We start from the raw sequence: 23,152 nt of genomic DNA, 5'->3' as shown, positions 1-23,152 counted from the left end.
AATGTACCGTTAAAGCGCGGCACCCGCACATCTTGTGGACAAAACCGCAAGGGCGTGCCGATTTTCCCACAATGTTTCCAAGGTCGCCGCCTTCGAATGGACAGGGCAAGGCGAACACATTAGCAAGGGTCGGGAAACAGTGTTGGCAACGAGGTGGGGGACCATGCCGGGTTTTCACAACGGAAAATCGGGCCTCGTAAAGCGCGTCGCGCTTGCGGGCACCATTCTGTCCGCGCTCGGTGGCGTCGCCAGGGCAGAGGAGGGGGTCAACAGCCTTCCGTTCAACCTGTACGGCTCTCCTGGCCTGATCGACATGCCGACGGCCCAGGTGCCGCCTGACGCGACGCTCGCCGGCACCTATGCCAATTTCGGCGGAACGTCACGAACAACACTTTACTTCCAGATCCTGCCACGCCTGTCGGGCAGCTTCCGCTACTCGTCGATCCCCAACTTTTCTGCCAGTGGAACAGCAACGCTTTTCGACCGCAGTTTCGACCTGCGCTACCAGCTCCTGACGGAAACGGACCGGCGCCCTTCGGTGGTTGTCGGCATCCAGGATTTCATCGGTACGGGGATCTACAGCAGCGAATATCTGGTCGCGAGCAAATCTCTGATGCCCGGCCTGACGGTCACCGGCGGCCTCGGCTGGGGTCGTCTGGGTTCCTACCAACCCTTCGCGGAGATGGGGACGCGGCCCGGGGGCTTTACCGGTCGCGGCGGCCTGCCCGAGATCGACCGCTTCTTTCAGGGTGATGTGGCAGCTTTTGGCGGGGTCTCCTACTCGCCCAATGACCGCTTCACCTTCAAGGTGGAATACTCCTCGGACGACTACGTCGAAGAGGTCAGCCGTGGCACGAATGAGAAGTCCAGCCCCTGGAACTTCGGCGTGGATTACCGGTTCAGAAACGGCGGCCAGCTGTCGCTGTACCATGTGCTGGGGACAGAGGTGGGCGCGCAGTTCACCTTTGTCACCAATCCCAAGACGCTGGGTGTGCCGGGTGGAGCCGAGCCGTCGGGCCTTCCGGTGTCGCCTCGCGCGCCCGGATCTGCAGCGGACCTTGGCTGGACGCTGGATTCCCAGCGCGCGGCCTCTGTCACGGCCTCGCTCAAGAACCTCGCCGCCAAGGAAGGACTGGAGGTCGAGGGCGTCGACCTGCAAAGCAATCGTGCCACCGTGCGCCTGGTGAACCCCAGGTACGGTGCACCGTCGCAGGCCTTCGGCCGACTTGTCCGCGTCATGACCCGCGTCATGCCCGCCTCGGTCGAAGTGTTCGAGATCGTCCCGGTGGTCAACGGCATGCCCATGTCTGCCGTCACCTTCCGCCGGTCCGACCTGGAGCGGCTGGAACACGACGCTGCCAACGAGATGCTGGCCCGGACAAGCTTCGGTGACGGCTTTGGCAAGGCCCCGCCGCCGGACGAGGGCATATATCCAAAGTTCACCTGGGCCATTTCGCCTTTCGTGCAGCTCTCGGTCTTTGATCCTGACAACCCCGTGCGGTTCGACGCGGGGATTCGGGCCTCGGCGGAATACGAGATCACGCCAAACCTGATCGCAAGCGGCTCGGTCACCAAGAAACTCACCGGCAACCTCGACAAGGTAAAGCGCCTGGACGAGTCGAACCTGCCGCGCGTACGGACCGACCATGCACGCTACTCAGCGGAAGGCGATCCCGCGATCGAGTACCTGCATCTGGCGCACTACGGCCGCCCGGCCAAGAACATCTATTCCCGCGTCACGCTGGGCTATCTGGAACAGATGTACGCCGGCGCCTCGGCGGAACTGCTGTGGAAACCGGTCGACAGCCGCCTCGCGCTTGGGGCCGAGCTGAACTACGTTCAACGCCGCGATTTCGACCAGCTCTTCGGTCTGCAGTCCATGACGACAACAGACCCGGTGACCGGCGCCAAACGCGAGATCCCCAACGTCAACGGCCATGTCTCGGCCTACTATGCCTTCGGCAACGGGTTTCACGGGCAGCTTGACGTGGGCCGGTACCTGGCGGGCGACTACGGCGCGACAGTCTCGCTGGACCGCGAGTTTGCGAATGGTTGGCGCGTGGGTGCCTATGCCACCTTCACCGATGCCTCTTTTGACGACTTCGGCGAAGGCTCGTTCGACAAGGGCATCCGCTTTACCATGCCGCTGGCAACCTTCTTTGGCCAACCTTCGCGGCGCCGGAACGATGTCCTGATCCAGTCGCTGTCGCGGGACGGTGGCGCGCGTCTGAAAGTCAACGGGCGTCTCTACGAACAGGTGCGCGACTACCACAAACCGGACGCTGTCAATTCTTGGGGAAGGTTCTGGCGATGACCCGGCGCAGCATTACACGCATCGGCCTGGCCCTGACGGCGGCCTTGGCCCTGGTTTCCTGCGGCAACGCAAACAAGGACACCACGGCACTGCTCAAGCAGGCGCCCAAGGCGCTCTTTTCCAAGAAGGAAGCCCCCAAGCCGCTGACACCGCAGCAGATCGCCAAAGCGCTTGGGTCCACGACGGAATCCGTCTACCTCTTTGAGCTGGAAGGGCGCGACAAGGCTCAGGTTCTCCTGCAGGATATCCAGCGCAATGGTCCCTACCAGACCTACGGCAACTCGGCCCGTCAGGTGATTGTCCTGCGTGATGGCATGATCACCTCGACCCGTGGCCTCGGCGGTGACCTTATGTCCTCGGAAGAGGATCAGCTGATTTCCTACGTCAAGGCGCGCCGTCAGGGCCGGGTCAGCTATGACCAGCGTTTCCTCACGCCCGAGGACGTGACCGAAATACGCAGGTATACCTGCCATCTCACGACAGGCGGCACCGTACCGGTTGCAGCGGGTCTTGTCCGCGCCAGCGGGCAGCTTGTGACGGCGAAATGTACCGCCGCCGATGGCGTGTCGCCCGATTTCACCAATGCCTATATCGTGGGCTCCGACGGCTATATCTACAGCGGCAAGCACTGGTTGGGCAGCTACATCGGCTATGTGAACTCGCAGGTCCTGCGCCGCTGATCCTCAGCGGCGCCGGTGCATCGACACCCGCCGGAACACCGTCGCCCACATCAGCCTTTGATCCGTGCAGGGATTGCGCCGCGCCGCGTACAGTTGGTCCAGACGGGCCTTGCGCGGAATGCAACGACGGCAGTAGACCTCTTCGGTTTCTTCCGCACTTTCGGTCCGCGCCAAGAGACGTTCCTCTGTCTTGTGATAGGCCATCGAGGCCATACCCGTGATGCCGGGCCGTTCCTTCAGCACCTCTGCATAGATCTCGGGATATTTCTCGACGTAACGGCGCAGGGGCGCGCGGGGACCGACAAAGCCCATGTCCCCCCGCAGGATATTCCAGAGCTGCGGCAGCTCATCCAGTCGTTTGCGCCGTAGCCAGGCGCCTGTCGGCGTGATGCGTCCGGACTTGGACGGGCCGGTAACGCCCGCGTCGGCCGGATCGGTCTTCATTGTCCTGAACTTCCACAGCATGAAGGACTGGGTCGGGCTCTTCATCCGCTCCGACCGATAGATGATCGGCCAGCCATCGTTGCGCCAGACCACGACAGCCACATATACGATGAGCGGCGACAAGAGCACCGTCATCCCGATTGCGTACAGGAAATCAAGGGCGTGCAGCAGTGGCCGCCTTGTCCTCATGGCCATGTGCCCCCGGCACGCGCGCCTTCGAGCAGGTGATCCGGCGCGGCTGCCTCCGGTGGCAAGGGAAAGATCGAGGACAACCGCGAGGTATCAAGCCAGACCATCGGCAGTGCCGTGTCGGGGGCCTCGCGCCAGTCGATTTGGCACCCGGCTGCGCGGGCGATGTCGCCCATCGCCGTGGGCACGGGCGCGGCGACATTGTAAATGCCCGAGACCGAACCATCCGCGACCAGGGTCTCGACAAGGCGCACGAGGTCAAGCGGACTGATGTAACTGCGGGAAGGGCTGGAACCGTCCGGAAACCGATCCAACGTGATCCGCCCGCCCGGACGCATGTTCGCAAAGAGGCTGTCAGCCCCGGCCACGTTTCCGATCCGAAGGATGACATTGCGCATCCCCGGGTTAGATCCGGACTCCTCGATTGCCTTTTCCATTTCCAGTTTGGCACGGCCATAGTCCGAAATGGGACAGGCCGGCCCGGTTTCCGAAAGTGGCCTTTCTCCTGACCGATAGACCGCGCCGCTGGAACAATGCACCACCATCCCGGCGCCCAAAGACTGGCCCAGTTCCATTGCCGCCAGGGCAAGCCGCGAATTATCGTTAAGGTTGCATCCCTGTCCCGGTGTCACTCCCCAGAAAGCGATCACGGCGGACACGTCATCGATCTTTGGCGTGGGATCGCCCACTTTTCAGGCAAGCCCTCCCTGCCCTTCTGAACGGTACACCGGAATCAGCCCAAAGCGCTCGGATTGCCACAAAGCGCCTAGCATTCGGCCCAGTTTACCGCTGGCACCCAACAGCAGGACCTTGCGGGATTGCTGTGTTCCTGCCACGGTTTGACCCTCAATTCGCTTTCATTCGACCGTCAAACTGTCTATCAGCGGATTGAACCACTAGAAAGTGACAAACACCGGGTGGGAGACTGGAGTGTCTGCAAAAGTAAGAGTTATCACCCTGTTGGCCGCCTTCCTTGCCTTGGCGGCGTGCAGCCTGCCGCGCGGCGCGGCGATCCAGTCCGAGGTGCTCAACCAGAAGGATGCGGATCAGCCGACCTTTCAGGTGATCGAAGTCACGCGTGAAAACGTTCCAGGTCTTGCCACATGGTCCGCCAGCGGTTGGCACGGCCACTACCATTGGCCGAATACCAGCCACGGCAGCAGTTCCTCGGTCATCCGTACCGGCGACCGGATCGACATCATCATATGGGACAGTCAGGACAATTCCCTTTTGACCAGCCCCGGCGAACGCTTTGCCGAGATCAAGGGAGTCGAAGTCGACGCGCAGGGATCCATCTTCCTGCCCTATGTCAACAAGGTCGGCGTGCGTGGACTGACCGCGACCGGCGCCCGCGCCAAGGTCCAGGAGCGGCTCGCACCGATCCTGCCCTCTGCACAGGTTCAGTTGATCCTGCAGCAAGGCCGCGATCACACGGTTGACGTGGTGGGTGGTGTCGGCAAGCCCGGTGCCTACCCGCTGCCCTCGAGAAACTACAAGGTCCTCAACCTGTTGGCGGATGCCGGCGGCGTCATGCCCGACCTGCGCAACCCCCGTGTCCGGCTGCTGCGCGGCTCGAAGACCTACGAGATCTCGGTATCGCAACTGCTGTCGGACGGGTCCAAGAACGCGCTTCTCTTGCCGCGTGACACGGTGGTCATCGAACAGGACGAACGCAGCTTTACGGCCCTAGGTGCCAGCGGGATCGAGAACCTGATCTATTTCCCAAAGGATTACGTCACCGCGCTTGAGGCTGTATCGATGATGGGCGGCCTGTCGGATACGCGCGCCGATCCAAAGGGTGTCCTCGTGCTGCGGGAATATCCAGCCAAGGCCATTAGCCCCGCAGGCAACGGGCCCAAGATGCAGCAAGTCGTGTTCACCCTGGACCTGACCAGCGCCGACGGTCTCTTTGCCGCGCGCAAGTTCCAGATCCAGCCGGGTGACACTGTGCTTGCCACCGAAAGCCCGGTCACGGCGGCCCAGACGATCTTTAGGCTGGTGGGGTCGGTGCTGGGCGTTTCGGCCCAGGCGAACGCCATCTCGAACTGACCTTTGGCGGACGCGTTCAGCGTCCGCTTTTTCACACATCGCGGGATAAGGGCGGGGCATGAGTCTCTTTCGCTTTCTCGCCGAAAACGCCCGCTGGCTGTCGGCCGGCGCACTGCTCACGTTTTTGTCGAGTTTCGGCCAGACATTCTTCATCTCGATCTTTGCGGGGGAAATCCGCGAAGGGTTTGACCTCAGCCACGGCCAATGGGGCGGCATCTACACGATCGGCACCAGCGCCTCGGCGGTGGTCATGGTCTGGGCCGGCGCGCTGACGGATCGGTTCAGAACCCGGGTGATCGGGTCCATCGTATTGATATTGCTGGCAAGTTCCTGCCTTTTCATGGCCCTGAACGCCTGGGCGGCCCTGCTGCCGCTGGTGATATTCTCGTTGCGGTTCTGCGGCCAGGGCATGGCCAGCCACACGGCCGTCGTCTCGATGTCGCGCTGGTTCGTGGCGACTCGGGGCAAGGCGCTTTCGGTTGCCGGCCTCGGCTTTGCGCTGGGAGAGGCGCTGTTGCCGGTCAGTTTCGTTTCCCTCATGCTGGTGATGGACTGGCGCTGGCTTTGGGTGGCGGTGGCCTGTGTCAGCCTCGGGGCGATCCCGGTTCTGTTGTTGCTATTGCGGAAGGAACGGACGCCGCAGAGCCATGCGGAGACGGATCATTCCGTGGGCATGGAGCAGAGACACTGGGCGCGGCCAGAGGTGCTAAAACACTGGCTGTTCTGGTTCATGGTGCCAGCCTTGCTGGGGCCGCCGGCCTTCAACACAGCGTTTTTCTTTCAGCAGGTGCATTTCGCCGAGGTCAAGGGTTGGTCCCATCTGGAGCTGACCGCCCTCTTCCCGATCTACACGGCGGCAGCGGTCGGCGCGATGGTCATGGCCGGCGGACTATTGGACAAGCTGGGCACAGGGCGGCTGATTCCATGGTCGCAACTGCCCATGTTCATTGGATTTTTCTGCTTTGCCTTGGGGGATAGCCTGGGCTGGACCCTGGTCGGGCTGCTGTTCGTGGCAATGACGACGGGGGCCACGCATACCCTGCCCAATGCCTTCTGGGCCGAGTTCTACGGCACTCGCAGCCTGGGTGCGATCAAGGCGATGGCGGCGGCGGTCATGGTCTTCGGTTCGGCCATCGGGCCGGGGATTACCGGTTTCCTGATCGACTTCGGTATCGGTATCGAGACGCAGTATATCGGCGTCGCGCTCTACTTTCTCTTCGCCTCGGCGATGATGTGGGTGGGCGTTTCGCGGGCGCGGAAGATGCTCTGACACCACCCGGACGTTTGTACAAAACGTACGTTTTGTACGCCGTTTCCAGCATTTTGTACAAAGCGGCAAGACATCGTTAACCCGCATCTTTCGCGCCGATCACCGCCGCCGCTTGAGATAGACGTAATAGGCGCCTTCGCCGCCGTGTTTGCGGTGCGACTGCGAGACCTGCAGGACAGCCCCGGCCAAGGGAGGCATTTGCAGCCACATCGGGACCTGTGTCTTCAATACCCCGCGGCGGCGGGGCATCGGATCATAGGGGTCTTCTCGCTGGCCCTTGCCGGTGATGACCAGCACAAGGCGAAACCCGCGGGCCTGGGCATTCAGGATGAACTGCGCCAGGGCGCCATGCGCCCGGTCGACAGTCATCCCGTGCAGGTCGATACGCGCCTCCGGCACCAGCTTGCCGCGCTTGAGCCGGGTAAAGGCCTTGGCGTCCATGCGCACCGGCGCGTCATGCAGGTGATCCGCCGTGGTCTTGGGAAAGACATGGGTCTGCGTGCGCGGCGCGGATTTCTCTCCCATGGCAAATGGCGACAGCGGATCGCGCGACGTCTCTTTCGCGGCTGACCGGGGTTTCGGCGCGGGCTTGGCCTCGTCCGTCTTGCGGGCGGGTCGCTTGTGCAGCGGATCTGCGGTCCGGGCGACCTGCTGCCAGAGTTCCTGCTCTTCGGGCCGTAGCTTGCGCCGCCGGGTCATTGTACCGCTTCGGGCAAGAGCGCATAGGCGCGCTGGATGGGCATGAGGACAACCATGCGCCCGCCGACCTTGGTCCGTCCGGCGATGCGGCCCGCCTCGTCCCCCGTTCCATAGAAAATGTCGGCCCGTTGCGCGCCCTTGATGGCGGACCCGGTGTCCTGGGCGATCATAAGGCGGTTCATCGGGTCGGCACCTGCCTTTTCGATCCAGACCGGCGCGCCCAGCGGCGTATAGCGGGGATCGACGGCGACAGAGCGCAGTGGCGTGATCGAACGGTTCATCGCGCCCAGCGGGCCTTTTTCAGGTGGCACCTCGCTGACCTCGCGGAAAAAGACGTAGGCCGCGTTGTGAAAAAGCAGTTCCCGCCCCGCGACCGGGTTGCGCCGCACCCAGTTGGCGATCACCTGCATCGAAACCTGGTGCGCGGTATAGACACCGCGCCGCACGAGTTCCCGCCCGATGGACCTGTAGGGATGACCGTTGGCGCCGCCATAGCCCACGCGGATCATCCGCCCGTCCGGAAAACGGATGCGGCCGGAGCCCTGGATTTGCAGGAAGAACAATTCTACCGGATCATCGACCCAGGCGATTTCAAGGCCCCTGCCCTCCATCACGCCGGAGGTGAGCAATTGCCGCCGGGTGAGCCAGGGACGGCGCAGGCGTGCCTCTGGCGGCATCTTGTAGACCGGGTAACGGTAGGTGCTGCTGCGGTAGGGCGCACCGTTCAGTTCCGGTTCAAAATAGCCGGTGAAGAGCATGTCTGCCCCGTCGCGGATCAGGACCGGACGGAACAGCAGTTCAAAGAACCCGCGCGCGTCGTCGGTTTCACGCGCCAGTCCGCACAGCGCGGACCAGTCCGGATCGTCGAGATCGCCGCAGGTTTCAAGAAAGGCGGCAAGGGCCGCGGCATGGTCGTCCTCGGCCCATCCCTGCAGATCGGCAAAATCCAGGATGTCGTAACGCGGCCCCGTCTCTGTGGAGGCGGGGCCGGTCATGATGGATATCGCAAATGTGATCGCAAGGAGTAGGCGCGTCATTCGTCCGTGGCGACAAGCTGCCAGTTGGGATCATCGCTGCCCATGTTGCGGGCATAGGTCCAGACGTCTTTCTGACGCTTGACGGCGGTGGGCGATCCTTCGATCACCTCGCCTTCGGCGTTCTTAACGACCGAGGTCAGCTCGCCGACGTAGCGGACCGAGATCTCGGCCAAGCGCGAACCTTCGTCGAAGGTGGCATCGGCCAGGGTGAGTTCACGGACGCCGATGAATTCGGCCTCGATGGTCAGCCCCTGCTGTTCGCGCTGTTCCACGACCTCGGCGAAGGTCTGATAGACGTCATCCGCGAGAAATGGCCGCAGCTCTTCGATATTGCCGCGTTCAAAGCCCATGAGGATCATTTCATAGGCCCCGCGCGCGCCCGAAAGGAACTCGGACACCGAGAAATGCGGCTCGATCCGTTTCATCGCGGCGAGCGCCTTGGCGGCATCGCTGTCCTCGGCGACGTGGTCGATGATGTCATGGTCCGGGCCGCCTTCGATCACCTCGAAGTCGCGCGCCGACCGGCGGCGATCGTCACTGGACGCCGGAGCCGGCGGTTTCTCGAACCCCTCCCGGGTGCCCAGCACGCTCCGCAAGCGCAGAACGAGAAAGATGGCAATTCCGGCCAGGACCAGAAGCTGGAGGATGGGAGAGTTCATCGGCACCTCTTTGCAGGCAGCGTTTAAAGATCTTGCTTGCATCCTTATGTAGGTGAGGCGTTGGGGTTAGTCTACCTGCCCCGCCCTGATATGGAGGATCTTCGCATGTGGCTGTTCCTGGCCTTTCTCATGGTCCCGCTGATCGAAATCGCCCTGTTCATCCAGGTTGGCGGTCTGATCGGCCTGTGGCCGACGCTGGCCGTGGTCGTCCTGACGGCAATCATCGGGACCTGGATGGTCAAGGCACAGGGGCGGCTGGCGATGGAGAACCTGCGCCGCAGCTTTTCCGAATTGAACGATCCCGGAGAGCCGCTGGCGCATGGCGCGATGATCCTGGTGTCAGGCGTGCTGCTGCTGACGCCCGGCTTCTTCACCGATGCGGTCGGGTTCGCCCTGCTTGCGCCGCCGGTGCGCGCGGCGGTCTTTGCCTGGCTGCGGCGGCGGGTGCATGTGACGCAGTTCCAGATGGGACCGGATCCGCGCGGGCCGGTGCATCGGGACCCGCGGGCCGGGCCCCGACCCGGGCCCCGCACCGGCCAAGGTGACGTGATCGAAGGCGAGTACACCGAAGTTCCCAAGGACAAGGCGCCCAATCACCCGGGTTCGGGCTGGACGAGGCATTGAGGCTTTGCGCGGGCGCTGCTATGCCTCGCGCTGAGATTTTCACGGGAGACCCGACATGGCAGAAACCAACGGCAACGGGCAGGCACCTCAGCCGCCCAAGATGAGCATTCTGGCCCAATTCATTCGCGACCTGTCCTTCGAGAACATCCTTTCGCAGAAAGGTGTCAGCGGCGAGGTGCAGCCCGATGTGCAGGTGCAGGTGAACCTGGACGCCAAGAAGCGCACCGCCGAGAACCAGTACGAAGTCGTCATGAAGCTGAAGGTCGAGTCCAAGGCCAAGTCGACCGGCGACATGCTGTTCCTTCTGGAGCTGGACTATGCCGGCGTCTTCTCGATCGAGAACGTTCCCGAGGACCAGCTGCACCCCTTCCTGCTGATCGAATGCCCGCGGATGCTGTTCCCCTTCGTGCGCCGGATCGTTTCGGACGTGTCGCGCGACGGTGGCTTCCCGCCGCTGAACCTGGAAACGATCGACTTTCTCGCGCTGTACCGCAACGAGATCGCCCGTCGCCAGGCGGCCCAGCAGGACACGCAGGCCCCGGCCTGAGGAAACCCGGCGCTCAGGTCTTGAGCCAGAGCGCCTCGTCCCCGAGATTTTCGACAAAGGCGGCGTGAGCCGCCTTTTCATTTTCCGTCAGGCGGCTGGGCAGTGGAGTGCTGCGCGGGCGCGGACGCCAGAGCGGTTCGGCGTCGGCGCCGCCGCCGCTCGATCCATGCGACGACAGGCCGAAGTCCGGCTGCTTTCCCCCGATCAGTTCAAGGTAGACCTCGGCCAGGATTTCGGAGTCGAGAAGCGCGCCGTGCAAGGTCCGCGAGGAGTTGTCGATGTTGAAACGGCGGCAGAGCGCGTCCAGCGAGGCCGGTGACCCGGGAAAGCGGCGCCGCGCCATGTCCAACGTGTCGATGGCGCAATCCTTGGCCAAAGGCGGGCGGTTGGCCCAGCGCAATTCGGCGTTGAGGAATTTCACGTCGAAGCTGGCATTGTGAATGACCAGCTTAGCATCCTCGCCGATGAAGGCGCGGAACTCGTCCACGATCCTGGCGAACACCGGCTTGTCCCGCAGCGTGATCTCACCGGGTTTGGCCGGGCGCGGCGGCTCGAGCAGGTCCGGCCCGATGCCGTGCACGCCAAAGGCCTCGTCCGGCATGCCCCGCTCTGGGTTGATGTACTGGTGATAGGTGCGGCCGGTTGGAACGTGGTTGTACAGTTCCAGCGCCCCGATTTCGACGATGCGGTCGCCCTGTTCCGGCTCGAACCCGGTGGTTTCCGTATCGAGAACGATCTCACGCATGTTGCAGCCTTTGTTCGATGTCCTTCAGCACATCCTGCACCTGGGCGTGGGCGTGCTCAAGCGTGTCGGTTTCGATGACATAGGTGGCGCGGGCGCATTTTTCCGCGTTGGGGATCTGGCGGGCGAGGATGCGGGCCAGGTCATCGGCGCTCATGGTGCCTCGATCCAGCACGCGGGCCTCTTGCGTTTCACGGGAAACATTCACGCACGCGGTGGCATCCATCGCGGCATCCCCCCCGGTTTCGAAAAGGAGCGGGATGTCGAAGACCCCGATGGCCCGCGGGTTGGCGGCGATGAAGGCCTCTCGATCCTGCTGGACCAGCGGGTGCACGATCTGTTCGATCCGTTTCAGCGCGCTGCTGTCATCGGCGATGATCCCGCGCAAGGCATCGCGGGACACCTGATCGTTTTCAACGGCTTGAGGATATATCTTCCCGATGGGCGCAACCGCGACACCCCCCGGCCCGTACAGGCGGTGAACGGCGGCATCCGCATCCCAGACGGCGCAGCCCGCCTCGGCGAACATCTGCGCCGTGGTCGATTTGCCCATGCCGATAGAGCCGGTCAGGCCAAGCTTGAATCTCATGCCAGAACGATCTGCCGGGTGGCCTCGTCGACCTCGGGGCGGGCGCCAAACCAGCGTTCGAAACCGGGCACCGCCTGGTGCAGGAGCATTCCCAGCCCGTCGACGACGGTGCAACCCAAAGCCCGGGCCTCTGCCAGCAGGCGGGTTTCCAAGGGTGAATAGACGAGGTCCGTCACCAGCATGTCCGGGGTGAGGGCGTCCAGCGGCACGCGGAACCGGGGTTTGCCCGTCATGCCCAGCGACGTCGTGTTCACCACCGTCGCGCAGCCCTCGACGATATTGCCGGCCTGCACCCAGTCAAAGACCTGCACCTTGTCGCCGAAGTCCTCGCACAGCTTTTCCGCCCGCGGGCGGGTGCGGTTGGTCAGTCGGATTTCCGGCACGCCCACGTCCAGCAGGGATGCGATCACCGCCCGGGCCGCGCCCCCTGCCCCGAAGACCGTCGCCGGCCCCGAGGCCGGGTCCCAGTCCGGCGCGTTCTGCTGAAGGTTCTGCATGAAGCCGTAGCCATCGGTATTGTCGGCGTGGATGCGCCCATCGTCACGGAAGATCAGCGTGTTCGCGGCCCCGATCAGCCGGGCGCGGTCGGAGACGCTGTCGGCGATCTGCATCACCTTTTCCTTGTAGGGCACGGTGACGTTGAGGCCAACAAACCCGAGTTGCGGCAAGAGCCGCAGGGTTTCCGCCAGCTTGTCCTCGGGCACGTCGATGGGGACGTAGTGCCCGGGCAGACCGTGGGTCTGCAGCCAGTGTGCGAAGAGGCGCGGAGAGCGGGAATGGGCCACGGGGGACCCGATAACGGCGGCAAGCGGGATGCGTGCGAGGCTCATGCGGCGATGGTTCCTCTGTTCGTCAGGTAGGCCAGCAGTTCCAGCAACGGCAGGCCAAGAATGGTGAAATGGTTGCCCTCGACCCGGGCAAAAAGGCGGACGCCTTCGGACTCGAGCTTGTACCCGCCAACCGAGGTGCCGACATCCGGCCAGTTCCGGTCGAGGTAGTCGTCGAGGTAGCTGTCCGAGAAAGGGCGCATCGTCAACCGGGCGGTCCCGACGTGGCGCCAGACCGGCTGCGCCTCGTGGTAGAGGACGGCGGCGGAGAGCAGGCGGTGGGTTTCTCCGCGCAACCGGCAAAGCTGGTCGCGTGCCTCTTCGCGGCTTTGCGGCTTGGACAGGGTGGTTCCCTTGAAATCCAGTACCTGGTCGCAGCCAAGCACGAGTTTCTCGGGGTAGCGTTGCCCCAGCTTGCGGGCCTTTGCCTCTGCCAGGGTGTCGGCGATGTCGCGCGGGCTGGCCTCTTCGAGGGTCAGGGCGGCCTTGAGGCTGTCCTCGTCCACCTTCGGCGATTCGGTTTCGATCACGAGTCCGGCCGCGCGGAGCATGTCAGCGCGGATCGCGGAGCTGGAGCGAGAAGAAGGTCGGCAGGCATGGGGATGAAACCGGGGAAAATTCGGTGCGCAGGCTTGTCGATGTTTCTGAGGAAAAAGCGCGGCACATGCAAGGCTGGGGGCGAAACACAGGCTCTTCCCATGCAGCGCAGCACTCATCCGGCTGTGTGAAAGAACAACGCGCGTCCGGTGCGAAGATGAACAGAGACCGGTTTGTCAAAAGAGTTATCCCGAACGGGATACCCTTGGAAAATGACGCCTAACTGATTGAAAACGCAAACGCTATCGCAAGATATTCGAAACCGTCACGGTACTATCCCGCGAGTTTTCCCAAGGTGTTTCCCTGTTCGGAAGGCTGGGGACAATTCGATAATCCACAGATCCGGAGGCCCCTAACACTTCATAATCCTTTTCTTTTATCTATTTATTAAAGGAAGGGTGTTCCGCGATCTTCATTGACGGGAACCCCGGCAATGCGATACGCACCGTCAGCCTTCGTCCGAAGGCGAACTTTCCCGTTAGACAAAGGATGTGTGGGCCTCCGGGCACCACGTTATGTGCCATGAGCGAAGAAAAGCTTAACCTGTCCGACCTGAAGGCGAAGAGCCCGAAGGATCTTCTGGCGATGGCCGAGGAACTGGAAATCGAAAACGCCTCGACCATGCGGAAGGGCGAGATGATGTTCCAGATCCTGCGGGAACGCGCGGACGAGGGATGGACCATTTTCGGCGACGGGGTGCTGGAAGTGCTGCAGGACGGGTTCGGTTTTCTGCGCTCGCCCGAGGCGAACTATCTGCCCGGTCCGGACGACATCTATGTCTCGCCGGACATGATCCGGAAATACTCGCTGCGCACCGGGGATTCGATCCAGGGCGAGATGAAGGCGCCGGACGGGGAAGAGCGGTATTTCGCGCTTGTTTCCGTGTCGGAGATCAACTTCCAGGAGCCCGAAAAGGCCCGGCACAAGATCGCCTTTGACAACCTCACGCCGCTGTACCCGGACGAGCGCCTGAAGATGGAGATCGAGGATCCGACGATCAAGGATCGCTCGGCCCGGATCATCGACCTGGTGGCTCCAATTGGCAAGGGCCAGCGGAGCCTGATCGTGGCGCCGCCGCGGACCGGTAAGACGGTGCTGCTGCAGAACATCGCGACGAGCATCGAGCGGAACCACCCGGAGTGCTACCTGATCGTCCTGCTGATCGACGAACGTCCCGAAGAGGTGACGGACATGCAGCGGTCAGTGAAAGGCGAGGTGATTTCCTCGACCTTCGACGAACCGGCAACGCGGCACGTCGCAGTCTCGGAGATGGTGATCGAAAAGGCCAAACGCCTGGTCGAACACAAACGAGATGTTGTGATCCTTTTGGACTCGATCACCAGACTTGGTAGAGCCTTCAACACCGTGGTGCCTTCTTCGGGAAAGGTCCTGACAGGCGGTGTGGACGCGAATGCGCTGCAGCGGCCGAAGCGGTTCTTCGGTGCGGCGCGGAACATCGAGGAAGGCGGATCGCTGACGATCATCGCGACGGCGCTGGTGGATACCGGCAGCCGGATGGACGAGGTGATCTTTGAGGAATTCAAGGGCACCGGCAACAGCGAGATCGTGCTGGACCGCAAGGTGGCGGACAAGCGGGTCTTCCCGGCGCTGGATATTCTCAAGTCCGGCACCCGGAAAGAGGACCTGCTGGTGGACAAGGTCGACCTGCAGAAGACCTTTGTCCTGCGTCGCATCCTGAACCCGATGGGCACGACCGATGCCATCGAGTTCCTGATTTCCAAGCTGAAACAGACCAAGACGAACACCGAGTTCTTCGACTCAATGAACAGTTGATCCTTGGCATGGACACGATCTTTGCCCTGGCAAGCGCGGTCGGGAAAGCGGGCGTTTCGGTTGTGCGCGTGTCCGGACCCCTTGCCTGGGAGGCAGTGGAACGCCTGAGCGGCCCCCTGCCCCGCCCGCGCATGGCCTCTGTCCGGCGGTTGGTGTCGGGCAACGGGGATTTCCTCGACGAGGCATTGGTCCTGATCTTCGAAGATGGGGCGAGTTTTACCGGGGAGCGCGTGGCCGAGTTCCAGGTGCATGGCAGCGTGGCCGTTGTCCAGGCGCTGTTGCGTGAGCTGGGAGAGATGCCTGACCTGCGCGGGGCGGAGCCGGGCGAGTTTACCCGGCGGGCGTTGGAGAATGAGAGGCTGGACCTGAGCCAGGTCGAGGCCTTGGCGGATCTGATCGACTCCGAGACCGAGCAGCAACGGCGGCAGGCCTTGCGGATGCTGACCGGGGCGTTGGGAACGCGTGTGGGGGAATGGCGGCAGAAGATCCTGCGTGCCGTTTCCTTGTTGGAAGTCACGATCGACTTTGTCGATGAAGAGGTGCCTGTCGATGTCTCGGACGAGGTTCGGGATCTGTTGCGGGCTGTCAGCGATGATATCCGGCGCGAACTGCGCGGCCTTGAGTCCGCGGAGCGGGTGCGATTGGGGTTCGAGGTCGCGATTGTCGGGCCACCGAACGCGGGCAAGTCGACCCTGTTGAACTACCTTGCCGGTCGAGATGCGGCGATCACCTCGGATGTTGCCGGCACCACCCGGGACGTGATTGAGGTACGCATGGATATAGGCGGCCTGGCTGTCACCCTTTTGGATACGGCCGGGCTGCGCGACTCGGATGACAGTGTCGAACAGATTGGCGTGGCGCGGGCCCGGGAACGGGCCGGCGCGGCGGACCTGCGGGTTCATCTTGTGCCCGAGGGGGACAGCCCCATGTTGGCGGTGTCCGAGGGGGACATCGTCGTTACTGCGAAGGGAGACAGGGCGGGCCAGGGTGTTTCCGGGCTGACGGGTCTTGGCGTTCCCGAACTGCTGTCGGCGATCGAAGCGCGGCTGATCGAAGAGGTGCAAGGCGCCGGGTTGGCCTCGCGCGAACGGCACAGGGTTGCACTGGCCGAGGGGCTGACCCATCTGGAACAGGCGCAGGTGCTTTTGGAAGATGGCATCGACGTGTACGATGTGACCAGCGAGGAAGTCCGTATCGCATTGCGGGCTTTGGAACAGTTGGTGGGTCACGTAGATGTTGAACAGGTTCTGGACCAGATCTTTTCCAGTTTCTGCATTGGCAAGTGAGGAGTGTTTCACGTGAAACATGAAGCCTTTGACGTGGTCGTCGTCGGTGGCGGACATGCAGGAACCGAGGCGGCTGCGGCCTCGGCCCGCATGGGTGCGCGCACGGCGCTTGTGACACTGCGCCTTCAAGATCTTGGGGTCATGTCCTGTAACCCGGCGATTGGTGGGTTGGGCAAAGGCCATCTTGTCCGCGAAATCGACGCGATGGACGGGATCATGGGGCGGATCGCCGATGCGGCAGGGATCCAGTTCCGCCTGCTGAACCGGCGCAAGGGACCAGCGGTGCAAGGCCCCCGTGCCCAGGCAGATCGCCGGCTATACGCCGAGGCGATGCAGGCCGAGATCGCAGGTACAGAGAAACTGCAAGTGATCGAGGGTGAGGTCGTGGATTTCCTCATGTCCGGTGGCCGTGTCGAAGGCGTTGCGCTGGGGGATGGGTCGGAGATTCGGGCGGTTTCGACAGTGCTGACCAGTGGCACTTTCCTGCGCGGCATCATTCATATCGGCGATGTTCAAAAGCCGGGCGGACGAATGGGTGATCGTCCCTCTGTTCGCCTTGCGGATCGGATCAAGGACATGGATCTGCCGATTGGTCGGTTGAAGACGGGAACACCGCCGCGTCTCGACGGGCGCACCATCGACTGGAGCGGGTTGGACATGCAGCCCGGGGACGATAACCCGGTGATGTTTTCGTTCCTTTCCCCTGCCCCGCAGGCACGGCAGATCTCTTGCGGGATTACCCATACCACGGAACGCACCCATGAAATCATCCGGGACAACCTGTCCCGGTCTGCCATGTATGGCGGTCATATCGAGGGGGTCGGCCCCCGCTATTGCCCCTCGATCGAGGACAAGGTGGTGCGGTTCGCGGACAAGACGTCTCACCAGGTCTTTTTGGAACCAGAAGGTCTGGATGTCGCGACGATCTATCCCAACGGGATTTCGACCTCCCTGCCCCAGGACATCCAGGAGGCTTATGTCCGGAGCATTCCCGGTCTCGAACAGGTCGAGATCATGCAACCCGGTTATGCCATCGAATACGATTATGTTGATCCCCGCGCCTTGGCGGCGACGTTGGGTCTGCGTGATGTCGAGGGTCTGTACCTGGCCGGGCAGATCAACGGGACAACCGGGTATGAGGAAGCGGCGGCGCAGGGTCTTGTGGCCGGTCTGAATGCGGCGGCGCAGGCCCAGGGCCGGGACGCCATCAAGTTCTCGCGGACGGAAAGCTATATCGGGGTGATGCTGGATGACCTGACCACGCGGGGCGTCAGCGAACCCTACCGGATGTTTACCAGCCGTGCGGAGTTCCGCCTGTCTCTGCGGGCGGACAATGCGGACCAACGCCTTACGCCCAAAGCGTTGGACCTTGGCACTGTTTCCGAACATCGGCGCAGGGCCTTTGATGACAAGATGGAAAGGCTTGCCGCTGGGCGAGAAAAGCTGGATGCGCTCACTTTCAGCCCCAATCAGTTGCGATCCATCGGGATCAACGTCAACCAGGATGGTGCGCGTAGAAGCGGGTTCCAGATGTTGTCGTTCAAGGACGTCACCCTGCAAACACTTGTGCAACTGGATAAAGATCTTGGGACTCTTGACGACGAGACCGCGGCCCAATTGGAGCGTGAGGCGCTGTACGCAAACTACCTGGAAAGACAGGCGCGGGATGTTGAGATCCTCAAGAAGGACGAAGCGGTCGAGATTCCATCGGATTTCGATTTCGACTCTTTGCATGGTCTGTCCAACGAATTGAAGCTGAAGCTGTCCCAGACCAGGCCCGAAACCATCGCACAGGCAGGGCGTATCGATGGGATGACTCCGGCGGCTTTGACCTTGATCCTTGCCAAGCTGCGCCAGAATCTGCGTAAGAACGCTGTATGATCACGTCCGAAACGCTTGGCCTCGATGTTTCACGTGAAACACTGGAGCGCCTGACTCACTACCTCGCATTGCTGAACAAGTGGAATCCGCGCATCAACCTCGTGGCGAGAGCCACTTTGGCAGAGGCTGTAGACCGGCATTTCGTCGATTCTGCGCAGCTGGTGACGGTCTTGCCCCAGCCTTCTGGCCATTGGGTCGATATCGGCAGTGGCGGCGGTTTTCCGGGGCTGGTTGTTGCGATCCTTCTGGCGGAGCGCGCGCCGGATGTCCAAGTCAGCCTGATCGAATCGGATACCCGCAAGGCAACCTTTCTGCGCAGTGTGATCCGAGAGACGGGCCTTTCGGCCAGGGTCTACGCGCAACGGATAGAGGCCTGTACCCCGCAAGAGGCCACGATCCTTTCCGCCCGAGCCCTCGCCCCCTTGGCGAAACTGATGGAATTTGCGGTCCGCCACCTCTCCCCGGGAGGGGCGGCATTGTTCATGAAGGGCGAAAGCTGGGGAAAAGAGCTCGAAGACGCACGCAGCCAATGGCAATTCTCTTGCACCCCGCATACAAGTAGAACCAATCCCAACGCTGTTGTCCTGGAAATCGGAGACCTCGTCCATGTCTGATCCGACTCGCCCCCCGGGTCCCAAAATCATCGCCATCGCCAACCAGAAAGGCGGCGTGGGCAAGACCACGACGACGATCAACCTCGGGGCCGCGCTTTGCGAACAAGGACACAAGGTCCTGGTGGTGGATCTCGATCCGCAGGGGAATGCCTCGACCGGGCTGGGAATTGAACCCGATGACCGCGAGTTGACGACTTACGATCTGCTTTTGGGCGACGTGCCGCCGGGTGACGTCATCCTGAAAACATCGACCGAGAATCTCTCACTGGTCCCGGCCACCGTGGACCTCAGCTCGGCCGATATCGAACTCTATTCCAACGAGAAACGCAGCTTTCTTCTGCATGATGCGTTGCGCCATCCAGCCCTGGACGACTACGGGTTCGACGTGATCCTTGTGGATTGCCCCCCTTCCCTGAACCTGTTGACCGTCAACGCGATGGTCGCCGCGCATTCGGTTCTCGTCCCCCTGCAAAGCGAGTTCTTCGCCCTCGAAGGCCTGTCGCAACTCATGCTGACGATCCGCGAAGTCAGGCAGAGTGCCAATCCGTCGCTGAGGATCGAGGGCATCGTCCTGACGATGTACGACGCCCGCAACAATCTGTCCCAGCATGTCGAGGCGGATGCGCGGGCAAACCTCGGCGATCTCGTGTTCTCGACGGTGATCCCCCGGAACGTGCGCGTGTCCGAGGCGCCTTCTTATGCGCTGCCGGTACTCGCCTACGACACGTCCTCGAAGGGGGCGCAGGCCTATCGCGCCCTGGCCGAGGAACTGCTGAAGAAAAATGACAAACGGGCCGCCTGAACGGCGGCAACAGAGGACGGGCATGGTAGAGAAACCCAAGAAAGACACGCGCCGCGGCCTGGGCCGCGGCCTCTCGGCACTGATGGCGGACGTGGGCCCGGCAGAGGAAACCCCCCAAGCGGAAAGCCCAAGACGGGCAGACCGCATGGTCCCGATCGAATCCTTGATCCCCAATCCGGACCAGCCCCGGCGCAGCTTTACCCAGGCCCAACTGGAAGAACTCGCCGCCTCGATCCGGACCAAGGGTGTGTTGCAACCGCTGATCGTTCGCCCTTCTCCGCATGAGGAAGGCAAGTTCGAAATCGTTGCCGGTGAGCGCCGGTGGCGTGCGTCGCAGATGGCGCAACGCCATGAGATCCCAGTCCTTGTGCGGGATTTCGACGATACCGAGGTGCTCGAAGTTGCGATCATCGAGAACATTCAGCGGGCGGACCTGAACGCCATCGAAGAAGCGGCGGGCTATCGTCAGCTGATGTTCAAGTTTGGGCATACGCAGGAAAAACTGGCCGAGGCCCTGGGCAAGAGCCGTAGCCATATCGCCAACCTGATGCGCCTTCTGAACCTGCCCGAAGGCGTGCAGGAGATGGTTTCCGAAGGCCAACTCAGCGCCGGCCACGCTCGGGCGCTGATCACGGCAACCGATCCGGACGGTTTGGCCAAAACCGTTTTGGCCAAAGGGCTGTCGGTGCGCGAAACCGAGAAGCTGGCCAAGCAGATGACCCCCGAGGGCAAGCCGCGCAAGAAGGCGCCCGAAGGTGGATTCCAGATGGACAAGGATGCGGACACGCGCGCGCTCGAGGCGGACCTCAGCGCCGCGCTTGGCATGAAGGTCCGGATTGACCACAAGCCCGGCGATGATGGCGGGCGCTTGACGGTCTCCTACGATACGCTGGAACAACTGGACGCGCTGTGCGGGTTGCTCAGCACCTCGCGGTAGGTGTCAGGGCAAGAGGGCGGCGATAACCGAATTGAGTACAAGCCGCCCCTGCCCCGTTGCCCGCAGCATCGGGCCGCTCGTCTCGACAAGGCCCAGATCCTGCAAGTCGCGGATGGCAGTTTCCGGCGCTATTCTGCTGTCCAGCGCATGCAATCTCTCAAGATCTAGTCCTTCTGTCAGACGTAACCCCATCATGAGGTATTCTCCGGCCTGATCTTCCAAAGTTAACACGTTCCGGCTTTCCAACCCGCTCCCGGCTTCTGCATGTTGCAGCCACTTGCCGGGCGCAGACCAGGCCACGGTGGCCTGACGCGCGGCACCGCTGCCGACCCGCCCGTGCGCGCCGGGTCCGACACCCACCCAATCGCCGTAGTGCCAGTACACGAGGTTGTGCCGGGATTGCGCCCCGGGCTGCGCATGGTTCGACACCTCGTAGGCTTCGAATCCGGCGGCCTGGCACAGTTCCTGCGTCAGTTCGAACATGTCCGCCGCCAGGTCCTCTTCTGGCAGTCCACGCAGGCCCCCGGCCCGTGCCCGATCCCAGAAGGCCGTGCCTTCTTCCACCGTCAACTGGTACAGGGACATGTGATCGACGGCCATGTCCAGCGCCTCGGACAGTTCAACCCGCCAGTCCTCCAGCGACTGGTTCTGGCGGGCATAGATCAGGTCGAAACTGACCCGATCAAAAACCGACCGCGCAATGCCGAAGGCGGCACGCGCCTCCTCGACGTCGTGTAGGCGCCCCAATCGCCGCAAGTCCTCTGTTCGCAAGGATTGTACGCCCAGGGACACGCGGTTCACACCGGCCGTCGCGTACCCCTCAAAGCGACCTGCCTCGACGGACCGCGGATTGGCCTCCAGCGTGATCTCGATATCGTTGGCAAAGGTCCAGCAGTCGCGCGCTGCCTCGATCACCGCAGCCACCGTTTCCGGTGCCATCAGAGAGGGCGTCCCGCCGCCGAAAAAGATGGAGCTGAGCACCCGATCCGGGGTTTCGGCCCCTGCCCGCCGGATCTCCTCGGCCAGGGCCTTGGCCCAGCGTGTCTGGTCGATGTCCCTGACGACATGGCTGTTGAAGTCGCAATAGGGGCATTTCGCCTCGCAGAACGGCCAGTGGACATAAAGCCCGAACCCGCCGATCTGCCAGTTTTCCGGGGCCCTACGCGTCAAAGCATCCCGCCACAAACTTGCGGAAGGCATCCGCCCGGTGCGAGATCTTGTTTTTCTCCCAGCGGTCCATTTCACCAAAGGTCATGTCATACCCTTGCGGCTGAAAAATCGGGTCATATCCGTGGCCCTGCGAGCCGCGCATCGGCCAGACCACCCTGCCCTCCATCACGCCCGGAAAGACCATGTCCTCGCCATCCGGCCAGGCCAGCACCAACGTACAGCAGAACCGCGCGGTCCAGGGTTCGGGAATACCCGTTTCCTGCAGGCGGTCATGGGCCTTTCCCATGGCCATGATGAAATTGCGCCCATGCGGGGTTTCGGCCCAATCGGCGGTATAGACACCAGGCGCCTTGTCCAGCGCGTCGATCTCGATCCCGCTGTCATCGGCCAGGGCCGGCAGGCCGGTGGCCTTGGCCGCCGCATGGGCCTTGATGCGGGCGTTCTCGACAAATGTCGTCCCGGTCTCCTCCGGTTCAGACAGACCCAATTCGGCGGCCCCCACGCAGGCCACGCCGAAGGGTTCCAAGAGATGCGCGATCTCGTCCAGCTTGCCCTGGTTGTGCGTGGCCACCAGCAGCTTGTCACCTTCGAAGCGTCGGGTCATGCCACGGCAGCCCGCTGTGCCGCGACCAGTTCCGAAACACCTTTCTCCGCCAGGTCCATCAGGCGGCCCATCTCGTCGCGGGAAAAGGTCGATCCCTCGGCGCTCATCTGGACCTCGATCAGGCGGCCGTCGCCGCGCAGGATGAAATTCCCGTCGGTGCCCGCCTCGCTGTCCTCGGGATAGTCCAGGTCAAGCACCGGCTGCCCGGCGTAGATCCCGCAACTGACGGCGGCGACCTCGGAAACCAGCGGATCGGTGATCACGTCGCCCGCCTTCATCAGCTTGTTGACCGCCAGCCGCAGCGCGACCCAGCCGCCGGTGATCGAGGCGCAGCGCGTGCCGCCGTCGGCCTGGATCACGTCGCAGTCCACGGTGATCTGCCGTTCACCCAGCGCGTTGCGGTCCACACCGGCGCGCAGCGCGCGGCCGATCAGACGCTGGATTTCCACCGTGCGGCCGCCCTGCTTGCCCGCCTGTGCCTCACGCCGCATGCGCGACGAGGTCGAGCGCGGGAGCATGCCGTATTCGGCTGTCACCCAGCCCTGACCCGAGCCCTTGATGAAGGGCGGTACACGTTCTTCCAGCGAGGCGGTGCACAGAACATGGGTGTCGCCCATGCGGATCAGGCACGAGCCCTCGGCATGTTTGGTCACACCCGTTTCAATTGAAACGGCGCGCATTTCGCTTAAATCTCGTCCCGACGGTCGCATAGATATCCCTTCCTGATGGTCACGCAGGGGATAGACAGCGGCAGCCCATGGATGCAACCCCGATTGACGTTCTGGCCAGAGGCTCTT

Annotated in this window: 24 protein-coding genes; 12 read left to right on the top strand and 12 right to left on the bottom strand. The window is 62.7% G+C overall.

Features of this window, described 5'->3' with window-relative positions; all coding sequences use genetic code 11:
• The first annotated feature begins 163 nt into the window (after positions 1-163).
• Together ACQY5B_RS23495 and ACQY5B_RS23490 are read left to right on the top strand one after the other, a co-directional pair.
• Positions 164-2,314, top strand: a complete 2,151-nt coding sequence (locus ACQY5B_RS23495) for a YjbH domain-containing protein (RefSeq protein ID WP_420327084.1) — start codon at positions 164-166, stop codon at positions 2,312-2,314.
• Positions 2,311-2,994, top strand: coding sequence for a YjbF family lipoprotein (locus ACQY5B_RS23490; RefSeq protein WP_420327085.1), 684 nt, complete (start codon positions 2,311-2,313; stop codon positions 2,992-2,994). The genes ACQY5B_RS23495 and ACQY5B_RS23490 overlap by 4 nt, the downstream gene beginning before the upstream one ends.
• 3 nt (positions 2,995-2,997) lie before the next feature.
• On the opposite strand, the gene ACQY5B_RS23485 is transcribed toward ACQY5B_RS23490, so the two are convergent.
• Both ACQY5B_RS23485 and ACQY5B_RS23480 read right to left on the bottom strand, forming a co-directional pair.
• Positions 2,998-3,627 (bottom strand): sugar transferase, encoded by a 630-nt coding sequence (locus ACQY5B_RS23485; protein WP_305970048.1) that lies wholly within the window; start codon positions 3,625-3,627, stop codon positions 2,998-3,000.
• Positions 3,624-4,316, bottom strand: a complete 693-nt coding sequence (locus ACQY5B_RS23480; protein WP_420327086.1) for an NAD-dependent epimerase/dehydratase family protein — start codon at positions 4,314-4,316, stop codon at positions 3,624-3,626. The genes ACQY5B_RS23485 and ACQY5B_RS23480 overlap by 4 nt, the downstream gene beginning before the upstream one ends.
• Positions 4,317-4,557: 241 nt before the next feature.
• Between ACQY5B_RS23480 and ACQY5B_RS23475 the strand changes: the two genes are divergently transcribed.
• Positions 4,558-5,676: a polysaccharide biosynthesis/export family protein gene (locus tag ACQY5B_RS23475; RefSeq protein ID WP_420327088.1), complete on the top strand. Its 1,119-nt coding sequence runs from the start codon at positions 4,558-4,560 to the stop codon at positions 5,674-5,676.
• A 58-nt stretch (positions 5,677-5,734) separates the two neighbouring features.
• Positions 5,735-6,946 carry an MFS transporter gene (locus tag ACQY5B_RS23470; RefSeq protein ID WP_420327089.1) on the top strand — a complete coding sequence of 404 codons (1,212 nt, stop codon included), beginning with the start codon at positions 5,735-5,737 and terminating at the stop codon, positions 6,944-6,946.
• 99 nt (positions 6,947-7,045) lie between these two features.
• Here ACQY5B_RS23470 and ACQY5B_RS23465 read toward each other — a convergent pair whose 3' ends face one another.
• Genes ACQY5B_RS23465 through ACQY5B_RS23455 form a run of 3 tightly spaced genes read right to left on the bottom strand, consistent with a single transcriptional unit; the run spans position 7,046 to position 9,341 of the window.
• Positions 7,046-7,645 (bottom strand): Smr/MutS family protein, encoded by a 600-nt coding sequence (locus ACQY5B_RS23465; protein WP_420327090.1) that lies wholly within the window; start codon positions 7,643-7,645, stop codon positions 7,046-7,048.
• On the bottom strand, positions 7,642-8,640 hold the full coding sequence (gene mltA / locus ACQY5B_RS23460) for a murein transglycosylase A (RefSeq protein WP_420327092.1): 999 nt from the start codon (positions 8,638-8,640) through the stop codon (positions 7,642-7,644). The genes ACQY5B_RS23465 and mltA overlap by 4 nt, the downstream gene beginning before the upstream one ends.
• A gap of 38 nt (positions 8,641-8,678) precedes the next feature.
• Positions 8,679-9,341, bottom strand: a complete 663-nt coding sequence (locus tag ACQY5B_RS23455; RefSeq protein ID WP_420327093.1) for a Tim44/TimA family putative adaptor protein — start codon at positions 9,339-9,341, stop codon at positions 8,679-8,681.
• A gap of 105 nt (positions 9,342-9,446) precedes the next feature.
• Between ACQY5B_RS23455 and ACQY5B_RS23450 the strand changes: the two genes are divergently transcribed.
• Positions 9,447-9,965: an FxsA family protein gene (locus tag ACQY5B_RS23450; protein ID WP_420328575.1), complete on the top strand. Its 519-nt coding sequence runs from the start codon at positions 9,447-9,449 to the stop codon at positions 9,963-9,965.
• Positions 9,966-10,020: 55 nt separating this feature from the next.
• Complete coding sequence (gene secB, locus ACQY5B_RS23445; protein WP_305970041.1) at positions 10,021-10,512, top strand: protein-export chaperone SecB; 492 nt, start codon at positions 10,021-10,023, stop codon at positions 10,510-10,512.
• Between the two features lie 13 nt (positions 10,513-10,525).
• Here the strand turns inward: secB and dnaQ are convergent, their stop codons facing one another.
• From dnaQ to ACQY5B_RS23425, 4 genes are read right to left on the bottom strand one after another with little or no spacing between them, the layout of a single operon-like run.
• A complete protein-coding gene (dnaQ, locus tag ACQY5B_RS23440) occupies positions 10,526-11,257 on the bottom strand; it encodes a DNA polymerase III subunit epsilon (protein WP_420327095.1) in 732 nt (243 codons plus the stop codon).
• Entirely contained in the window at positions 11,250-11,843 is a 594-nt protein-coding gene (coaE, locus tag ACQY5B_RS23435) for a dephospho-CoA kinase (RefSeq protein WP_420327096.1), read from the bottom strand. Before coaE ends, dnaQ begins: the two co-directional genes overlap by 8 nt.
• Entirely contained in the window at positions 11,840-12,673 is an 834-nt protein-coding gene (locus ACQY5B_RS23430) for a shikimate dehydrogenase (RefSeq protein ID WP_420327097.1), read from the bottom strand. Before ACQY5B_RS23430 ends, coaE begins: the two co-directional genes overlap by 4 nt.
• A complete protein-coding gene (locus ACQY5B_RS23425) occupies positions 12,670-13,200 on the bottom strand; it encodes a Maf family protein (RefSeq protein ID WP_428400311.1) in 531 nt (176 codons plus the stop codon). The genes ACQY5B_RS23430 and ACQY5B_RS23425 overlap by 4 nt, the downstream gene beginning before the upstream one ends.
• A gap of 589 nt (positions 13,201-13,789) precedes the next feature.
• Between ACQY5B_RS23425 and rho the strand changes: the two genes are divergently transcribed.
• From rho to ACQY5B_RS23395, 6 genes are read left to right on the top strand one after another with little or no spacing between them, the layout of a single operon-like run.
• A complete protein-coding gene (gene rho / locus ACQY5B_RS23420) occupies positions 13,790-15,061 on the top strand; it encodes a transcription termination factor Rho (RefSeq protein ID WP_305970036.1) in 1,272 nt (423 codons plus the stop codon).
• Positions 15,062-15,069: 8 nt separating this feature from the next.
• Positions 15,070-16,347, top strand: coding sequence for a tRNA uridine-5-carboxymethylaminomethyl(34) synthesis GTPase MnmE (gene mnmE / locus ACQY5B_RS23415; protein WP_420327099.1), 1,278 nt, complete (start codon positions 15,070-15,072; stop codon positions 16,345-16,347).
• 3 nt (positions 16,348-16,350) lie between these two features.
• A complete protein-coding gene (gene mnmG, locus ACQY5B_RS23410) occupies positions 16,351-18,228 on the top strand; it encodes a tRNA uridine-5-carboxymethylaminomethyl(34) synthesis enzyme MnmG (RefSeq protein WP_420327100.1) in 1,878 nt (625 codons plus the stop codon).
• Positions 18,225-18,842 carry a 16S rRNA (guanine(527)-N(7))-methyltransferase RsmG gene (gene rsmG, locus ACQY5B_RS23405; RefSeq protein ID WP_420327101.1) on the top strand — a complete coding sequence of 206 codons (618 nt, stop codon included), beginning with the start codon at positions 18,225-18,227 and terminating at the stop codon, positions 18,840-18,842. Before mnmG ends, rsmG begins: the two co-directional genes overlap by 4 nt.
• On the top strand, positions 18,835-19,644 hold the full coding sequence (locus tag ACQY5B_RS23400) for a ParA family protein (RefSeq protein ID WP_305970032.1): 810 nt from the start codon (positions 18,835-18,837) through the stop codon (positions 19,642-19,644). The genes rsmG and ACQY5B_RS23400 overlap by 8 nt, the downstream gene beginning before the upstream one ends.
• Before the next feature lie 22 nt (positions 19,645-19,666).
• Positions 19,667-20,581 carry a ParB/RepB/Spo0J family partition protein gene (locus tag ACQY5B_RS23395; RefSeq protein WP_420327102.1) on the top strand — a complete coding sequence of 305 codons (915 nt, stop codon included), beginning with the start codon at positions 19,667-19,669 and terminating at the stop codon, positions 20,579-20,581.
• Positions 20,582-20,584: 3 nt separating this feature from the next.
• On the opposite strand, the gene hemW is transcribed toward ACQY5B_RS23395, so the two are convergent.
• Genes hemW through rph form a run of 3 tightly spaced genes read right to left on the bottom strand, consistent with a single transcriptional unit; the run spans position 20,585 to position 23,065 of the window.
• Positions 20,585-21,781: a radical SAM family heme chaperone HemW gene (gene hemW, locus ACQY5B_RS23390; protein ID WP_420327103.1), complete on the bottom strand. Its 1,197-nt coding sequence runs from the start codon at positions 21,779-21,781 to the stop codon at positions 20,585-20,587.
• Positions 21,741-22,355 carry an RdgB/HAM1 family non-canonical purine NTP pyrophosphatase gene (gene rdgB, locus ACQY5B_RS23385; protein WP_420327104.1) on the bottom strand — a complete coding sequence of 205 codons (615 nt, stop codon included), beginning with the start codon at positions 22,353-22,355 and terminating at the stop codon, positions 21,741-21,743. The genes hemW and rdgB overlap by 41 nt, the downstream gene beginning before the upstream one ends.
• Complete coding sequence (gene rph, locus ACQY5B_RS23380; protein WP_305970028.1) at positions 22,352-23,065, bottom strand: ribonuclease PH; 714 nt, start codon at positions 23,063-23,065, stop codon at positions 22,352-22,354. The genes rdgB and rph overlap by 4 nt, the downstream gene beginning before the upstream one ends.
• Positions 23,066-23,152 lie beyond the last annotated feature (87 nt).

Source organism: Antarctobacter sp. (genome assembly GCF_965277915.1).
In the GTDB taxonomy this organism is placed as follows: Bacteria; Pseudomonadota; Alphaproteobacteria; order Rhodobacterales; family Rhodobacteraceae; genus Antarctobacter.
The sequence above is the reverse complement of the archived record's forward strand: the minus strand, read 5'-3'. Positions and strand labels throughout refer to the sequence as shown.

Bases quoted from the DNA above. Each gene is read 5' to 3' on its own strand.
- ACQY5B_RS23495 (WP_420327084.1), top strand. From the start codon at position 164: ATGCCGGGTTTTCACAACGGAAAATCGGGCCTCGTAAAGCGCGTCGCG.
- ACQY5B_RS23490 (WP_420327085.1), top strand. From the start codon at position 2,311: ATGACCCGGCGCAGCATTACACGCATCGGCCTGGCCCTGACGGCGGCC.
- ACQY5B_RS23485 (WP_305970048.1), bottom strand. From the start codon at position 3,627: ATGAGGACAAGGCGGCCACTGCTGCACGCCCTTGATTTCCTGTACGCA.
- ACQY5B_RS23470 (WP_420327089.1), top strand. From the start codon at position 5,735: ATGAGTCTCTTTCGCTTTCTCGCCGAAAACGCCCGCTGGCTGTCGGCC.
- ACQY5B_RS23465 (WP_420327090.1), bottom strand. From the start codon at position 7,645: ATGACCCGGCGGCGCAAGCTACGGCCCGAAGAGCAGGAACTCTGGCAG.
- mltA (WP_420327092.1), bottom strand. From the start codon at position 8,640: ATGACCGGCCCCGCCTCCACAGAGACGGGGCCGCGTTACGACATCCTG.
- ACQY5B_RS23455 (WP_420327093.1), bottom strand. From the start codon at position 9,341: ATGAACTCTCCCATCCTCCAGCTTCTGGTCCTGGCCGGAATTGCCATC.
- ACQY5B_RS23450 (WP_420328575.1), top strand. From the start codon at position 9,447: ATGTGGCTGTTCCTGGCCTTTCTCATGGTCCCGCTGATCGAAATCGCC.
- secB (WP_305970041.1), top strand. From the start codon at position 10,021: ATGGCAGAAACCAACGGCAACGGGCAGGCACCTCAGCCGCCCAAGATG.
- dnaQ (WP_420327095.1), bottom strand. From the start codon at position 11,257: ATGCGTGAGATCGTTCTCGATACGGAAACCACCGGGTTCGAGCCGGAA.
- coaE (WP_420327096.1), bottom strand. From the start codon at position 11,843: ATGAGATTCAAGCTTGGCCTGACCGGCTCTATCGGCATGGGCAAATCG.
- ACQY5B_RS23430 (WP_420327097.1), bottom strand. From the start codon at position 12,673: ATGAGCCTCGCACGCATCCCGCTTGCCGCCGTTATCGGGTCCCCCGTG.
- rho (WP_305970036.1), top strand. From the start codon at position 13,790: ATGAGCGAAGAAAAGCTTAACCTGTCCGACCTGAAGGCGAAGAGCCCG.
- mnmE (WP_420327099.1), top strand. From the start codon at position 15,070: ATGGACACGATCTTTGCCCTGGCAAGCGCGGTCGGGAAAGCGGGCGTT.
- rsmG (WP_420327101.1), top strand. From the start codon at position 18,225: ATGATCACGTCCGAAACGCTTGGCCTCGATGTTTCACGTGAAACACTG.
- ACQY5B_RS23400 (WP_305970032.1), top strand. From the start codon at position 18,835: ATGTCTGATCCGACTCGCCCCCCGGGTCCCAAAATCATCGCCATCGCC.
- ACQY5B_RS23395 (WP_420327102.1), top strand. From the start codon at position 19,667: ATGGTAGAGAAACCCAAGAAAGACACGCGCCGCGGCCTGGGCCGCGGC.
- hemW (WP_420327103.1), bottom strand. From the start codon at position 21,781: ATGCCTTCCGCAAGTTTGTGGCGGGATGCTTTGACGCGTAGGGCCCCG.
- rdgB (WP_420327104.1), bottom strand. From the start codon at position 22,355: ATGACCCGACGCTTCGAAGGTGACAAGCTGCTGGTGGCCACGCACAAC.
- rph (WP_305970028.1), bottom strand. From the start codon at position 23,065: ATGCGACCGTCGGGACGAGATTTAAGCGAAATGCGCGCCGTTTCAATT.